Below are 15,351 nucleotides of genomic sequence, written 5' to 3'. Positions count from 1 at the left end.
CACTGCGCGTCGCCGTAGGCCCGCGCGCCGACTGGCTCGCTTCCACATAGATGACGTCCTTACTGGCAGACACGCCGCTACGACACCTCAAGGCATCCGCTCGAACAGCGCCGTCTCTCGCTGACCTTTCAACAGCAGTGCAAGCTCGGCACTGCCATCTGCACGAACCTGCAGACTGGCCTGGACATCACTGAGCTGACGGCAATAGCCTCTATCGTTGGCCACGACCCAGGCGTTCAGCGCACCTGCTGCACGCCCGGCATAGCGCAATTCCACTTGGCAATCCCGTGGGGCACCGTAACGCAGGCGACCGAGCACGTCTCCCGGACGGAGGGTGGTCGCCACGATCTCCAGCTGCGCGGACATTAGGCCCGCCGCGCGCCAGCGCCCGGCTTCGGCCAATCCAGCACTGCTCTGATTCAGGGCAACGACCAACGGCGAAGCGCCGCCAGACAAGGTGAGCTGCATCTCATGCGCCCCACTCTCCGCCATGTGGAGTTGGGCAACCCCGCCGGTCAGCGCCTCGCAGAACTTGCCGCCATTGCGCGACAGCAACGCGTAGCCGTCCGGCTGCGCGCGTAACTCGAGCGCGCAATTGTAGGGAGGCCCGAATCGCAGATCCGCCACCTGGGTGCCCTCGACTCCAGCCGCGCGCGCACTCAGACGGATGTAGACCGGGCCGGTACCGCCGCTGGCGGACAGGATGCCGCGCCAGTCACCAGCCGGAATCCCGCCAGCGGGAGCCGCCTGCGCTGCAGTCAGCGATAAACATAAGGCAAGTGCCGAGGTGATGCGCAAAATGCGATGACGATAGCGATGTTGACCAGCCATGAAAAAGCTCCGATAAGAAATTGGAAACAGTGGAAAGATCGATCACGCTGCCGCTCAGCACAGCGAACGCAGCGATCACCAGAACAACAACCAAGCAGATGATGAAGATGGATCGCAGCTTGCGCTGGGACTGCCGACAGAGATCCGCATGCAAGGTGGCCACATCGGTTCCCAGCCGCTCGGCGAGGGCACGGGCATCGGCGTCCGACAGCAGCAGCCTCACCGCAGTTCTCCTGGCTCGGATAGTGGCACGTCCATGAACGGATGCAGCATCCACTCCTTCAATGCGACACCATCGAACCAAAGCACGCCACGCGGACGCTCGGCTCCTTGATAGCTGATCTTCAGCGTATGCCCAGGCGTATGGCCATCTGGCGGCGCAAGACGCAATGCCAACCCGGGAGCGCCGTCGGTCTGCGTGACCGGCTGAATCTGCACGTGCAGCGTCAACGAAAATTCGCTGATTTGCTGCAGCCGCAGCGCACGCAATTGGCAGACAGGAATGGAAAACAGGGTTGCCGTTTCGGCCTGCGCCGTTTGCTCGCCATCCACGCAATGCACCCACATGTCGCACGCGGTCGCCGCGGCATTCACGACTGCAGCGTGCCGCTGGCGGCACCGCTGTTGCGCGCGTCGGACGGCCTGGTCGAGCAGCTCCACGAAGGTATCAAGGCAATAGCTTGCGCGTGCCATCTATGCCTCCGTCAGCCAGACCGGCTTGCGCTTGAACCCGACGTGGTAGCACAACCATTGCAGCACGACCTGGTGCTCGCCCAACTGCAGGATATTGAAGCTCTTCTCGATCCCGAGAATCGCCCCCTTGGGCGCTTCGCTGAGGCAGCGATTGAGCAACTGCTGCGCGGCTTCGACCTGCTCGGCGGTCTGCATCTTTGCCGGGTTGTCGCTTCCGACGACGATGCGCTTGATGTAACTGACTTCTGACAGATCAATCATCGGCAACGACTCGGATGAGGGAAAAGTACGGGACGCAACAGCGACGCTTACGGCACCGGCACAGGCGCGGTGACTTTGCGTGGGGCCGCAGCGGTCTGCAGGATGTCGAGCACACGCGACAGGCCTTCGGGCGTGCCGCGATCTTCGGCGTGCAGCGCGACGTGATACTTGGCCGAGTTATCCGAAGAGCGGGTATTTTCCTTATGACTGGACACAGAGCCCTGCACGTTGACCTTGGCCTTGAAGACGCCCCAACCGACGCTGGCCTCCAGATCCACCTTGAGGCTCTTGTCTTCGGCTTCCTTTTCCGAGAACGAGGATTTGACTTCCATATCGAAGGTCACGTCCACGGTCTGAATGCTCAGGTTGGGGACGTTGACAAGGGTCAACAACGGTACAACGATCTCGACCTCTTCCTCAGCCATCCCGGTACCGCTAGGGTCTTCGACCGGGCGCTTGAATTTGAACTGCGCGGTGCGCGTGCCGCCGTTCCCGTTGGGGTCGGCAGGGTCGGTCGGCGGCAGAAAGCCGATGACCTTGATGAAGTCGGCGGTGGCCCGCGCCAGCATGACCTGCGCATCGCAGGCTGCACGCAACGGGGCGCCGATCAGGTCTGCCATCGGCAGGCCCTTGAATTGGTCGGACATGTTGACGATATCGCTCATGGTGTTCTCCTGAAGAGTGGTTGTTTATGAAGAAAACGAAGACGGCGGGAGTTACTCTCCCTTGACCGTCTTGAACACACCTTGCGACTGCGCAAGGCGATTGATGAGACGTGCCACGCCCTCGGTCGGCTCGCTGCCTTCCACGCGCAACACGACGTGCACTGCACTGTTTCGCGCATTTTTTGCGTTGGAGCCGAGGTCGATGCCGATCTGGCCTGGCAGCGCCGGCGGCTTGGGATGCCAGTCCTCGACGACGGCCGAAACCGCCAACGCGTCCGGCACGACTGCTTCGTCCAGCTCGCTCAGTTCACCGAGCTGTGCATCGAAACTGATCTCTACATCCTTGATCCGCAGGACGTTGGACGACACCAGCGGCAACAGCGGTGCCCGATACAGGTCTTCGTCGTTCTCACCCGCCTCCGGGTGCTGCGACGGCAAGCGGATCAGGACGCTTCGGGGACGATTGTCTTCGTCGAAGAACGCACCCAGGTTGGCCATCTGGTGTTGCTCGATCCGGTCCTGGGCGTCGATGACCGCGCCGGCCAGTGCTTCGATCAGATCATTGAGGGATATCTGCGCCATGTCGGGCTCGTCGGTGGGAAGTGTCGCTGGGCCGTTACCGGCTCAGACCGGGTCGGGAAAGGAATCCACGCGCGCCAGCCAGCCCTTCAGAAACTTGCCAAGCGGCGGTCGCGCGGCGACGAGCCTGTGGTAATAGTCTTTGCGACCTGCCTTGTAGCGTGCATACAGGTCCTGCTGGTTGCTGGATGCAAGCGCCGCGAAGGTGGCGGGCCCCATGCGGCCGTCCGCGACCAACTTGCCGCCGGTCTGGCTGTTGAGTACGGTCTGCAGCAGTTTGATGGCGTTGTTGCCGGCGTTGACGTAGAAGTCGAACACGATGTTGGCTAATGGCTGCAGCGCGATCTGATCGGCGCGCAGCCGGTCCCAGTACTGCGCCTTGTAGATGACCCCGGCCTGGGCGTCGGTCAACGCACGCAGGTTCGCCAGACTTGGCTCGATGCCCAGCAGGTCCTGCGCGCAGGCCTTGAAGGTCAGCAGGGTGATGCCCTTGTTGGTGGCTCCGCCCGGATCGACGGGATCGTTGACGAAACCGCCTTCGTGTTTGAGCAAGGTCGGAAAGAACGCGTTGAAGTCGGCCATCGGCGCCACCTGTTGAGTTGATCGGTGGCGCCAGTTTCCCCAGGGGTGCGCTGGCCGGACATCGGTCGTTCGCCGAGACCGGGAAGCCTGAAAGCTGATTCATCCTGGGCGCTCGTCGAAGCCGCCACGACCACATTTTCTGGAATACTGCGCGCATGAACGAGCTTAACCACCTGCTTGAAAACAACCGCGCCTGGTCCGAGCGTATCCGCCGCGAGGATCCGGAATTCTTTTCCAAACTCTCGACCCAACAGACGCCGGAATATCTGTGGATCGGCTGCTCCGATTCGCGCGTGCCGGCCAACCAGATCATCGACATGGCGCCGGGCGAAGTGTTCGTGCACCGGAATATCGCCAACGTGGTGGTGCATACCGACCTGAATTGCCTGTCGGTGATCCAGTTCGCGGTGGACGTGCTCAAGGTCAAGCATGTGCTGGTGGTCGGCCATTACGGCTGCGGCGGCGTGTTCGCCAGCCTGACCCAGAAGCGCATGGGGCTGGTCGACAACTGGATCCGCCACGTCACCGACGTGGCCGACAAGCACGAAGCCTGCCTGCACAACGCGGGCGAACTGTCGGTGCAGCACGCGCGCCTGTGCGAGCTCAACGTGCTCGAACAAGTGGTCAACGTGTGCCGCACCACCATCGTGCATGACGCCTGGGAGCGTGGCCAGCAATTGAGCGTGCATGGCTGGGTATACAGCCTGCGCGATGGCCGCGCGCACGACCTGGGCATGTCGATCGACCGCCCCGAGCTGCTGCAGGAACGCTATGACGCAGCGCTGGCGCAGATCCGGGCAGATCACACCGAGCGCTGAGCCGTACGCACACGTGGCCGGCCGCAGCGTCCATCGGACATCGGCGGCCGGCTGAGCCGGATATCTTCTTTGCCGAGAAACGTCGATGCTGATCCCGCCAATCAACCTGCACGCCTGGATCGAGGAACACCACCACCTGCTCAAACCGCCGGTGGGCAACAAGTGCATCCAGCAGGATGGCTTCATCATCATGGTTGTCGGCGGGCCGAACGCGCGCACCGACTATCACTACGACGAAGGCCCGGAGTGGTTCTTCCAGCTCGAGGGCGAAATGGTGTTGAAGGTGCAGGACGAGGGCGTGGCGCGCGACATCCCGATCCGTGCCGGCGAAGTCTTTCTGCTGCCACCCAAGGTGCCGCATTCGCCGCAACGCGCGGCCGGCTCGATCGGCCTGGTGATCGAGCGCGAGCGCCTGTCCACCGAGCAGGACGGCCTGCAATGGTATTGCCCGCAGTGCAATCACAAGTTGTATGAAGCGATGTTTCCGCTGAAAAACATCGAAACCGACTTCCCGCCGGTGTTCGATCGCTTCTACCGCTCGCTCGCGCTGCGCACCTGTTCGCAGTGCGGGCATCTGCATCCTGCGCCTGAGCGCTATGCCACCGTCGAGGATTGACAGCCTAATGGCATGCGATCGCGCACAGCAGGTGTGGCGCTCGCATGCTCTGAAACCGGCACCATGCTGCGCGCACTGATCGACCTCAAACCGCGCGACGTGCCCTTGCGCGTCGCGCTGCGCAACACCGCTGCAGTCGTCCTGCCGCTGGCGGTCGGCGTGGCGACCGGGCAGGTTGCCGCCGGTTTGGCGGTGTGCAGCGGCGCGCTCAATACCATGTTCTCCGACCAGCCCGGGCCGTATCGTGCGCGTCTGCAACGCATGTTGATGGCAGCCCTGGCGGCCGGCCTGGCTGCCTTGCTCGGCATCTGGGTCGGCCACCATACGCCGGCGCTGGTGCTGGCCGGCCTGTTGCTCGGCCTGGGCGGCGGCTTGCTGGTGGCGCTCGGTCCGGTGGCCGCGCGGGTGGGCCTGACCAGCATGATCCTGCTGGTCGTCAGCGCAGACATGCGGCTGCCGGTGCAGCAGGCACCCGGTGTGGCGGCGCTGATCTTCGCTGGCGGCCTGCTGCAGGTGGTGCTGGCGTTGGCGGCGTGGCCGCTGCAGCGTTATCGCCCGGAACGCTTTGCATTGGCAGACCTGATGCGTCAGCTGGCCGGCAGCGCGCGGCAGCGCCCGGATGCCAGTGCGGCGCCGCCTGCGACGCAGGAAGTACTCGACGCGATGGTGATGCTGCACGGCGAGCATCGCTCGCGCGCGATCGCGGTGCAGAGCTTTCGCATCATCGCCGAACTGTGCGATCGCGTGCGGCTGGAGCTGCTGTCGTTGGCCGATGCCGAGACGCGCCTGACCGACTCGCAGGCGCGCCCGGCGATCGAACGCGTGCTCGAACGCAGTGCCATCGTGCTGGAACAGCTCGCGCACGCGATGACCATGGGCGAAGACCCGCAGGCAGCCAGTGCATCGATGACCGGTTTCGACGATCTGGTCGGGGCATTGGCACAGTTTCAGCACGACAACGCCAATACGCGCGAACGCCGCCTGGTGCGCGTCGCCGTCGCGCGCGCACAGGGCCTGGGCGGCCAGCTACGCGCGCTGATCCGCAACGCGCACTGGGCCAGCAGCCGTGGCGAAATCCAGGCGCAACTGGCCGAAGCGCGGCTGCCGTCGGCGCTGCGCCCGGCCGCGACCTGGGCCACGTTGCGCGCAAATCTTGACCTGTCGTCGGTCGCCTTCCGGCACGCGTTGCGTTGCGGCGTGTGCCTGGCGCTGGCCATCGCCTTCCAGCGCTGGCAGCAAATCCCGCACGGATTCTGGATTCCGATGACCACCGCCATCGTGCTCAAACCGGATTTCGGCGGCACCTTCAGCTTTGGCGCGTTGCGCGTGGCCGGCACCTTCGTCGGCCTGTTGCTGGCCACCTTGCTTGCGCATCTGGCGATGGACGGCGCCAGCATCCGTATGGCCCTGCTGGCGCTGTTTTGCCTTGGGTTTCGATTGCTGACGCAGGTGAACTACGGCATCGGCGTGGCGTTTTTGACCGGCATGCTGGTGCTGCTGCTGTCCTTCGAAGGCGTGGCACCGGGCGAAGCGGTCGGCGCGCGTCTGCAGGCGACCGTGGCCGGCAGCGCGCTGGCGCTGGTCGCCTATGCACTGTGGCCCACCCGCGAACGCCGGCAGATTCGCGCCTCGCTGGCGCAATTGCTCAGCGCATATCGCGACCATCTGCGCCATTTGCTGCTCGGCCAGATGGAGGGCCTGAGCGATACGCGTGCCGCCGCGCGTGTTGCACGCACCAATGCCCAGGCCTCGATCGAGCGTTTGCGTGGCGAACCGCGCAGCCACCGCAACCTGCAGGAGCTCAAGCTGGCCGAATCGCTGCTGGCCAATGGCAACCGGCTGATCCGCGCCAGCCTGTTGCTGGAAGCGGTGCTGCGCGATGGCCATCCGCTACCCACGCTGGACGCGTTGCCCAGCTTTGCGCAGCAGGCCGATGAGGCGCTGTCCGCGGTGATCGACGGCCTGCGCACTGGCGGCACCCCTGCCGCGGCTACCTTGCGCAACGCCGAGCGCCAGCTTTCCGATGCGTTGGCCGCATTGCCCGACAGTTCCCCAGCCACCGCCGCGCTGGCCGACACCATCGACCGCGTTACAGACAGCATCGGCACGCTCACCCACCTGCTGCGCGCTGCCCGACCGGCCTCGGCCGGCGCGCCGGCCGGGCATGACGGCATGCACGATGACGGCAGGTAAACTGCCGCCCTGATCCGTGTTGCGAGCCCGACGATGACCGACCCGCTGTCCCGCGCCCATGCTGCTGCACTGGATGCCGCCGACCCGCTGCGCAACCTGCGCGATGCGTTCGTGTTCCCGCAACACGGCGATGGCGATCAGACCTATTTCGTCGGCAATTCGCTCGGCCTGCAGCCGCGCGCGGCCCGCGCGATGGTGGACGAAGTGCTCGACCAGTGGGGCGCGCTGGCGGTGGAAGGCCACTTCACCGGCCCGACCCAATGGCTGACGTACTACCAGTTGGTGCGCGACGCGCTGGCACGCGTGGTCGGTGCGCAACCTGGCGAAGTGGTGGCGATGAACACCCTCAGCGTCAATCTGCATCTGATGATGGCGAGCTTCTATCGTCCCACTGCCGAGCGCGGCGCGATCCTGATCGAAGCTGGCGCATTTCCATCCGACCGCCATGCGGTGGAATCGCAGCTGCGCCTGCACGGGCTGGACCCGGCCACGCATCTGATCGAAGTGGAAGCCGACGAACCCAACGGCACCGTGTCGATGTCGGCCATCGCCGAGGCCATTGCGCAGCATGGTCCGCGCCTGGCGCTGGTGCTGTGGCCGGGCATCCAGTACCGCACCGGGCAGGCCTTCGACCTGGCCGAAATCGTGCGGCTGGCGCGCGCGCAGGGCGCGGCGGTGGGTTTCGATCTGGCGCATGCGGTGGGCAATCTCCCGCTGACCCTGCACGACGACGGCGCGGATTTCGCGGTGTGGTGCCACTACAAATATCTCAACGCCGGCCCCGGCGCGGTGGGCGGTTGCTTCGTGCACGCGCGGCATGCAACGAGGGACCTGCCGCGCATGGCCGGCTGGTGGGGACATGAGCAGCAGACCCGCTTCCGCATGGACCCGCAGTTCGTGCCCTCGCCCGGTGCCGAAGGTTGGCAGCTGAGCAATCCACCGGTGCTGGCGCTGGCACCGCTGCGCGCCTCGCTGGCGTTGTTCGACCAGTCCGGCATGGCTGCATTGCGCGCCAAGTCCGAACAGCTCACCGGACATCTGGAACAGCTGATCCACGCACGGGTGCCGCAAGTGCTGCAGATCGTCACGCCGGTAGAACCAGCGCGGCGCGGTTGCCAGCTCTCGCTGCGGGTGGCCGGCGGACGCGCACAGGGCCGCGCGTTGTTCGAGCACCTGCACGCAGCCGGCGTGCTAGGCGACTGGCGCGAACCGGACGTGATCCGTATTGCGCCTGTGCCGCTGTACAACCGCTTCAGCGATCTGCATACCTTCGTGGAACAGGTGCAAGCCTGGGCGGCTGCTTGAGCGCGGCAGTCTGACTGCAGTGCCACCAGCGCACCTGTACGGCACGCGCAATCGCCGCGCGCCCACGTACACTCCCAGCCCGCCCGGCGTTGCTGTCAGGGTCGCCGTCGTTGCCAGTCGCTGTCTTCCCCTTTTCGCCGGCGCTGCGTCCGGCTGCTTCCGGACATTGCATTGAGCCCAGTTTCTCCGCGTTCCCTGACCCTGATCGGCGCCGGTCTGGCCGGTTGTCTGCTGGCCATCCTGCTGTCGCGTCGCGGCTGGCAGGTCACCGTGTACGAACGGCGTGGCGACCCGCGCATCAAGGGTTACGAGTCCGGCCGCTCGATCAATCTGGCGCTGGCCGAACGCGGCCGGCATGCGCTGCGCCAGGCCGGCGCCGAAGATGCGGTGATGGCCAAGGCGGTGATGATGCGTGGGCGCATGGTGCACCCGTTGGTCGGGCAACCGCAGCTGCAACGCTACGGGCGCGACGATAGCGAGGTGATCTGGTCGATCCACCGCGCCGCGCTGAAGGTCGCCCTGCTCGATCTGGCCGAACAGGCCGGCGCGCGCGTGCACTTCTACCGCCGCCTGCACACGGTGGATTTCGACGCCGGCTATGCACGCTTCATCGACGACCGCGACGACCAGCCGCACGAGATCCACTTTCAGAGCCTGATCGGCAGCGATGGCGCCGGCTCGGCGTTGCGCGCGGCGATGCAGCGCAAGTCGCCGCTGGGCGAACGCACCGAATTCCTCGATCACTCGTACAAGGAACTGGAAATTCCGCCGCAGCCCGGCGGCGGATTCCGGATCGAAGGCAACGCACTGCATATCTGGCCGCGCGGGCGCTACATGTGTATCGCGCTACCCAACGATGGCGGGACGTTCACCGTCACCCTGTTCTTGCCCAACGCCGGCGAGCCGAGCTTCGCCACCACGCGTACCGGCGATGAAGCATTCGCCTTGTTCGCACGCGATTTCCCGGACGCATTACCGCTGATTCCGCAACTCAAGGAACATTGGGAAGAGCATCCGCCGGGGCTGCTCGGCACGCTGACCCTGGATCGCTGGCATCTGGATGGCCGCGCACTGCTGATCGGCGACGCCGCCCATGCGATGGTGCCGTTCCATGGCCAGGGCATGAATTGCGCATTCGAAGATTGCGTGGCACTGGCAGATCAGCTGGACGCGCACGACGACCTGGCCAGCGCGTTCGCCGCCTTCGAGGCTGCGCGTCGCGACGATGCGGCGGCGATCCAGCAGATGGCGCTGGAGAACTACCTGGAAATGCGCGACCGCGTTGACGACCCCGACTTCCTGCTGCAGCGCGAGCTCGAACAGCAGCTGCAGGCGCGCTGGCCCACCCGCTTCGTGCCGCACTACACCATGGTGACGTTCCTGCGCACGCGCTATTCGATTGCGCTGGCGCGCAGCGAGATCCAGCGCGAGATCCTGGTGCAGGCCACGCGCGGGCACAGCGATCTGTCGCGCATCGACTGGGCCGCCCTGGAAGCGGTTGTGCACGCACGCCTGGAGCCGCTGGACGGCGCACACTGACGTCTGCGAAGGACACGGCGGACGGCATTGATGCTTGCACGGGCGACGGTGACGTACCGGCTTGCGATTGGCGTGGGGGAAGGATGTCTCTTCGGTGCGGGGCCTGCAGCTGCCAGGCACCTGCAGCGCCCCAGTGTAGTGATTAGCGCCTGACAAAGCCGCACCCGGCCCGCTACGCGAGCGCTTCGCCCGTGGACGTGGCTCGCCTCTGGCAGGGCGACGCCTTCTCGTGACGTTGCCGCAATGAGGGATACTAGGCGGCACCGGCAGCGCATACGCCGTGCGCCGCGCATCTGGATGTCGTACCCGCATGCCTGACAGCTTTCTCTTCTACGACCTGGAAACCTTCGGCCAGGATCCACGCCGCACCCGCATCGCGCAGTTCGCTGCAGTGCGCACCGACGCGCAACTGCGCATGATCGAAGAGCCCATCAGCTTTTTCGTGCAGCCGGCCGACGATCTGCTGCCCTCGCCCTACGCCACCATGGTCACCGGCATCACCCCGCAGCACGCGCTGCGCGAAGGCGTCACCGAGGCCGAGGCGTTTTCACGCATCGCCGAACAGATGGGCCGACCGCAGACCTGCACGCTGGGCTACAACTCGATCCGCTTCGACGACGAATTCATCCGCTGCGGCCTGTTCCGCAATTTCTACGACCCATACGAGCGCGAGTGGCGTGGCGGCAATTCGCGCTGGGATTTACTGGATGTGCTGCGACTGGTCCATGCGCTGCGCCCGGACGGCATCGTCTGGCCACAGCGCGAGGATGGCGCCACCTCGTTCAAGCTGGAGCACCTGGCCGATGCCAACGATGTGCGCGAAGGCGATGCGCACGAAGCCTTGTCGGACGTGTACGCCACCATCGGCATGGCGCGCAAATTCCAGCAGCACCAGCCAAGGTTGTGGGACTACGCGCTGCGCCTGCGCGACAAGCGCTTTGCAGCCACCTTGCTGGATGTCATCGCGATGCAACCGGTGCTGCATATTTCGCAGCGTTATCCCGCCTCGCGCCGGTGCGCCGCGGCGGTATTGCCGCTGACGCGCCACCCGCGCATCGACAGCCGCGTGATCGTATTCGATCTGGACGGCGACCCGGAGGTGCTGTTGCGGCTCAGCCCCGACGATATTGCAGACCGCCTGTATATCCGCGCCGCAGACCTGCCGGAAGGCGAACAGCGTATTCCGCTAAAAGAAGTGCATCTGAACAAGTCGCCCGCGCTGGTGGCCTGGCAGCATCTGCGCGCTGCAGATTTTGAGCGCCTGGGTGTGGATCACGACGCGGTGGTGGCCAAGGCGGCACGGTTGCGCGCACTGGGCCCTGAACTTGCCGAGAAGGTGCGCCAGGTCTATGGCAGCGAGCGCACCGCGGCCGCGGCGGTCAACGATGCCGACGCCTCGCTCTACGATGGATTTCTGGCCGAAGGCGACAAACGCCTGCTTGCGCAGGTCCGCGCCAGCGCGCCGGACGACCTGGGCGCGCTGGAAGCGCGCTTTCGCGATCCGCGCCTGATCGAGCTGCTGTTTCGCTACCGCGCGCGCAACTGGCCGCAGACACTCTCGTTCGAGGAACAGGAGCGCTGGAACGTGTATCGCCGCCAGCGCCTGCTCGAAGACCGCGGCCTGGGCGAAGTCACCCTGGAGCAATACCACGCGCAGATCGCGGATTTACGGGGTGCTCACCCCGACGATGCTACCAAGCAAGCCCTACTCGACCAGCTCGCCGCCTGGGGTTCGGACCTCCAACGCACGCTATGACCACCTACTTTTCCGACGCCAGCTTCAAGTTCCTGCGCGCCCTGGCCCGCCACAACGACAAGACCTGGTTCAACGACCATCGGCATCAGTACGAGGCGCACGTGCGCCAGCCGTTCCTGCAGCTGATCACCGATCTGCAGCCGGCACTGGCACAGGTGAGCGAACACTATCGCGCCGATCCCAAGACCCAGGGCGGCTCGCTGTTCCGCATCTATCGCGATGCGCGGTTTTCCAACGACAAGTCGCCGTACAAGAACTGGCAAGGCGCGCGCCTGTTCCATGAGCGCCGCCGCCAGGTGCCGGCGCCATCGTTCTATCTCCATCTGCAGCCCGGCGAAAGTTTTGTCGGCGCCGGCCTGTGGCATCCGGAGCCGGACACGCAACGCAAGCTGCGCCAGTTCATTTTCGACAACCCCGGCAGCTGGAAGGCCGCCGCGCATAACCCGAAACTGCTGCGCAAATTCAGCCTGGACGACAGCGAAAAACTGGTGCGCGCACCGCGCGGCTTCCCCAATGATTTCGAGTTCATCGACGATCTCAAGCACCGCAACTGGGCTTACTTGCGTCACCTGGACGACAGCATCATGACCGGGCCGCGACTGCGCCAGACCATCGAGGCGGACCTGGTGATCCTGGCGCCGTTCGTCGATTACCTGTGCGCGGCCTTGGACCTGGAATTTTGACGACACAGGATCTGCCGCTTGGCCAGCAGCGCCGGACGCTGGGCCTCACCAGGCTATTGGTCGCGCCGATCGGTTTGGACTACAACGCGCTGCAGTCGGCGATGGCCTCAGCTCCCCCAGTCATTGATCTTCACCTGTCGCGGCCGCGAATGCGGCAGTCTGGGCGGCATGAAAAAAGCCATCGGCGTCCTCATCGCTTTCCTGCTGACCGTCACTGCGTGGTGGTTCGGCGGGCCTTACATGACCATGCATGGCCTGTCCAAGGCCATCGAGCAACGCGACAGCGCTGCACTGGAACGTTATGTCGACTTCCCGCGTGTGCGCAGCAGCCTGCGCGCCCAGCTCAACGATTATCTGGTACGGCAAGCCGGTCCAGACCTCGCCGCCAGTCCGTGGGGCACGTTGCTGTATGGCCTGGGGAACCAACTCGGTGGTGCAGCGGTGGATACGCTGGTGACGCCGATCGGCATCGGTGCACTGTTGCAGGGGCATGTGCTGTGGAAGCGCGGCCGCAATGAACTGCAGGGCGGCGACCCCTTCGGCCCCACCGAGCCAGCGCGACCGCTGAAAAACGCCGAACACCGCTTCGAGGCGCTGGACCGCTTCGTGATCGACGTCGAACGCCCCCCCGGCGAGCCACCACTGAAGGTGGTGCTGGAACCACAGGGGTTGCGCTGGAAGGTGGTGGACCTCCAGTTGGCGATGTCACCGGCGTCATGATGCCGGCTGAGCGACGTAGCCGCCTTCGCCTTACCCTTCGTTGGCCACACCGTGCGGCACATGGCCGGCGGCCACATGCTGATGCTGGCGAGCACTGTCGATGTTGTGCTGCGAGTCGTCGAAGAAGATATCCGCACCAAACGCCTGAAGGAACGGGCCCTTGTGACGCCCGCCAAGGAACAGCGCCTCGTCCAGACGCACGCCCCACTCGCGCAACGTGCGGATCACCCGCTCATGCGCCGGTGCCGAGCGCGCGGTGACCAGCGCCGTGCGGATCGGCGAGGCCTGGCCGGGCGGAAAGGCCGCCTGCAAGGTATGCAGCGCCGACAGGAAGTTACGGAACGGCCCCACCGACAACGGCTCGCGCGCGCGTTCGCGCTCGTGACGCCCGAAGGCTTCCACGCCCTGCTCGCGCGAGATACGTTCGCTCTCGTCGCCGAAGATCACCGCATCGCCATCGAAGGCGATCCGCAGCTGCGTCGACAGCCGGCTTTCGTCGTTGTCCACGATTGCCGCGGCAGCCTCGGCGCGTTCGCCCAGTGCGCGCGGCATGATGGTCGCCGCCGCGATGCCATGGCTCAGCGCGCGGCGCACCGATTCCGGATTGGCCGACAGGAACAGATCGGTCCCGAATGGCTTGACGTAGGGCCAGGTCGGCTCGCCCGAGGTGAAGGTGGCACGCACGATGCCCAGGTTGTAATGCTGGATCGAGTTGAAGATGCGCAGACCGGTATCGGCGGAATTGCGTGACAGCAGGATGACTTCCACCCGCGGCGCGTCCTCGGGCACATCGTGATTGAGCGCCAGCAGCTTGCGCACCACCGGGAACGCGACGCCAGGTTGCAGGATGTCGTCCTCATGCTCGCGCTGGAACGCCGAATACGCCTCCACTCCGTCGGCCTCGAACAGGGCATGGCCTTCTTCGAGATCGAACAGGGCGCGCGAGGTCACCGCGACGGTCAATAACCTTGGGGAGTTGTCGGGCATTGGGGGGGCCGGGATTGGGGATTTGGGATTGGTTTAAAGCAGGAACTGGAGGTCGGGATTTGATCGCCCATCCGCGCAGCATCGTAGCGCGTGCGCGCGATTCTAAAGACGACGTGGCACGCTGCTGCCGTTGCCAATCCCGAATCTCGAATCCCAAATCCCCGCTCCTCAAACCGCAAACTGCTCGCTGAAGATGCGCTCTTCCAGATTGTGTTCGGGATCGAACAACAACGTGACCTGGCGCTGCGCCGATTCGCGGATGGTCACTTCGACCACGTCGCGAATTTCGTGCGAGTCGGCGGTGACGCTGACCGGGCGCTTGTACGGGTCGAGCACGCGAAAGCGTACTTCGGTATCTGCCTTGAGGATTGCGCCGCGCCAGCGTCGCGGACGATACGGTGCGATCGGCGTCAGCGCCAGCGTATGCGAGCCCAGCGGCAGGATCGGCCCGTGCGCGGAATAGTTGTACGCCGTGCTGCCGGCAGGCGTGGCCACCATCACGCCATCGCCGATCAGCTCGGCGATGCGGGTCTGGCCATTGAGATCAATGCTGAGATGCGCGGCCTGCCGGGTCTGCCGCAACAGCGAGACCTCGTTATAGGCCAGCGAGCCGGCGCTGGCCCCGGATTCGGTGTGTACCTGCATTTCCAGCGGCCGCAGATACGCCGGCTCGGCGCGCTGCAGGCGCTCGAGCAGGTCGTCCTCGTTGTCGCGGTACTGGTTCATCAAAAAGCCGACCGAGCCCAGCTTCATGCCGAACACCGGCTTGTCGGAGGCGCCATGCCGGTGCAGCGTTTGCAGCATGAACCCATCGCCGCCCAGCGCACAGACGATGTCGGCGCTGTCCAGCGCATGGTCGCCATAGCGCTGCGTCAGGCGCGCGCGCGCGGCCACCGCCGGCTCGGCGGGGCTGGCAAGAAAAGCGATGCGAGGTGGTGCGGTCATCGTTGACTCCAGAGCATGCGAATCAGCATACCGCAGCCCCGTGCTGGGCTTGTTGTGGGCCGGTTGCGATCATGTCCCACCCGTCCCCACCTGCACGACAGCGGTCGCGTCGCCGCAAGCACCGCTCCCGAGCCTGCACGCATGGCAACTTGGCAACCGCGTCTGCTGGCGCCTGCGC

Annotated in this window: 16 protein-coding genes and 2 pseudogenes; 10 read left to right on the top strand and 8 right to left on the bottom strand. The window is 65.3% G+C overall.

What is annotated here, in order from left to right; translation table 11 throughout:
* Positions 1-87 precede the first annotated feature (87 nt).
* Positions 88-798 carry a hypothetical protein gene (locus tag J7360_RS06855; protein ID WP_042805490.1) on the bottom strand — a complete coding sequence of 237 codons (711 nt, stop codon included), beginning with the start codon at positions 796-798 and terminating at the stop codon, positions 88-90.
* A 52-nt stretch (positions 799-850) separates the two neighbouring features.
* On the opposite strand from J7360_RS06855, the pseudogene J7360_RS06850 reads away from it, so the two are divergent.
* Positions 851-1,039, top strand: a pseudogene (locus J7360_RS06850) (hypothetical protein); the annotation flags it as partial.
* Positions 1,040-1,050: 11 nt separating this feature from the next.
* Here J7360_RS06850 and J7360_RS06845 read toward each other — a convergent pair.
* The 5 genes from J7360_RS06845 to J7360_RS06825 are packed head-to-tail and all read right to left on the bottom strand — an operon-like array spanning position 1,051 to position 3,611.
* Entirely contained in the window at positions 1,051-1,524 is a 474-nt protein-coding gene (locus J7360_RS06845; RefSeq protein ID WP_057660218.1) for a hypothetical protein, read from the bottom strand.
* Positions 1,525-1,785 (bottom strand): hypothetical protein, encoded by a 261-nt coding sequence (locus J7360_RS06840; RefSeq protein ID WP_022559618.1) that lies wholly within the window; start codon positions 1,783-1,785, stop codon positions 1,525-1,527.
* Between the two features lie 47 nt (positions 1,786-1,832).
* Positions 1,833-2,450: a DUF2589 domain-containing protein gene (locus tag J7360_RS06835; RefSeq protein ID WP_003485902.1), complete on the bottom strand. Its 618-nt coding sequence runs from the start codon at positions 2,448-2,450 to the stop codon at positions 1,833-1,835.
* Positions 2,451-2,501: 51 nt separating this feature from the next.
* Positions 2,502-3,032 (bottom strand): DUF2589 domain-containing protein, encoded by a 531-nt coding sequence (locus J7360_RS06830; protein ID WP_209033522.1) that lies wholly within the window; start codon positions 3,030-3,032, stop codon positions 2,502-2,504.
* Between the two features lie 42 nt (positions 3,033-3,074).
* Positions 3,075-3,611: an N-acetylmuramidase gene (locus J7360_RS06825; protein ID WP_007966277.1), complete on the bottom strand. Its 537-nt coding sequence runs from the start codon at positions 3,609-3,611 to the stop codon at positions 3,075-3,077.
* 155 nt (positions 3,612-3,766) lie between these two features.
* Between J7360_RS06825 and can the strand changes: the two genes are divergently transcribed.
* From can to J7360_RS06780, 9 genes and pseudogenes are all read left to right on the top strand, one after another.
* Positions 3,767-4,429 carry a carbonate dehydratase gene (gene can, locus J7360_RS06820; RefSeq protein ID WP_007966275.1) on the top strand — a complete coding sequence of 221 codons (663 nt, stop codon included), beginning with the start codon at positions 3,767-3,769 and terminating at the stop codon, positions 4,427-4,429.
* A gap of 85 nt (positions 4,430-4,514) precedes the next feature.
* The gene (locus J7360_RS06815) at positions 4,515-5,045 is read left to right on the top strand and encodes a 3-hydroxyanthranilate 3,4-dioxygenase (RefSeq protein ID WP_209033520.1); all 531 of its coding nucleotides are present in this window, start codon (positions 4,515-4,517) and stop codon (positions 5,043-5,045) included.
* Positions 5,046-5,057: 12 nt separating this feature from the next.
* A complete protein-coding gene (locus tag J7360_RS06810) occupies positions 5,058-7,238 on the top strand; it encodes an FUSC family protein (protein WP_209033518.1) in 2,181 nt (726 codons plus the stop codon).
* A 33-nt stretch (positions 7,239-7,271) separates the two neighbouring features.
* Entirely contained in the window at positions 7,272-8,543 is a 1,272-nt protein-coding gene (kynU, locus tag J7360_RS06805; RefSeq protein ID WP_209033516.1) for a kynureninase, read from the top strand.
* Between the two features lie 171 nt (positions 8,544-8,714).
* The gene (locus tag J7360_RS06800; RefSeq protein WP_209033514.1) at positions 8,715-10,082 is read left to right on the top strand and encodes an NAD(P)/FAD-dependent oxidoreductase; all 1,368 of its coding nucleotides are present in this window, start codon (positions 8,715-8,717) and stop codon (positions 10,080-10,082) included.
* Between the two features lie 310 nt (positions 10,083-10,392).
* Positions 10,393-11,838 carry an exodeoxyribonuclease I gene (sbcB, locus tag J7360_RS06795; RefSeq protein ID WP_209033512.1) on the top strand — a complete coding sequence of 482 codons (1,446 nt, stop codon included), beginning with the start codon at positions 10,393-10,395 and terminating at the stop codon, positions 11,836-11,838.
* The gene (locus J7360_RS06790; protein WP_057660226.1) at positions 11,835-12,521 is read left to right on the top strand and encodes a DUF2461 domain-containing protein; all 687 of its coding nucleotides are present in this window, start codon (positions 11,835-11,837) and stop codon (positions 12,519-12,521) included. Before sbcB ends, J7360_RS06790 begins: the two co-directional genes overlap by 4 nt.
* Positions 12,494-12,598 (top strand): annotated as a pseudogene (locus J7360_RS21625) (aldo/keto reductase); the annotation flags it as partial. The gene J7360_RS06790 and the pseudogene J7360_RS21625, both read left to right, overlap by 28 nt.
* A 91-nt stretch (positions 12,599-12,689) precedes the next feature.
* On the top strand, positions 12,690-13,241 hold the full coding sequence (locus J7360_RS06780) for a DUF2939 domain-containing protein (RefSeq protein ID WP_057660319.1): 552 nt from the start codon (positions 12,690-12,692) through the stop codon (positions 13,239-13,241).
* A gap of 30 nt (positions 13,242-13,271) precedes the next feature.
* On the opposite strand, the gene J7360_RS06775 is transcribed toward J7360_RS06780, so the two are convergent.
* Together J7360_RS06775 and J7360_RS06770 are read right to left on the bottom strand one after the other, a co-directional pair.
* The gene (locus tag J7360_RS06775) at positions 13,272-14,228 is read right to left on the bottom strand and encodes a 5'-nucleotidase (RefSeq protein WP_007966260.1); all 957 of its coding nucleotides are present in this window, start codon (positions 14,226-14,228) and stop codon (positions 13,272-13,274) included.
* Between the two features lie 168 nt (positions 14,229-14,396).
* Entirely contained in the window at positions 14,397-15,173 is a 777-nt protein-coding gene (locus J7360_RS06770) for an NAD kinase (RefSeq protein ID WP_057660227.1), read from the bottom strand.
* Positions 15,174-15,351: the final 178 nt, after the last annotated feature.

It is taken from the genome of Xanthomonas sp. D-99 (assembly GCF_017746145.1).
Classification (GTDB): domain Bacteria; phylum Pseudomonadota; class Gammaproteobacteria; order Xanthomonadales; family Xanthomonadaceae; genus Xanthomonas; species Xanthomonas cissicola.
The sequence above is the reverse complement of the archived record's forward strand: the minus strand, read 5'-3'. Positions and strand labels throughout refer to the sequence as shown.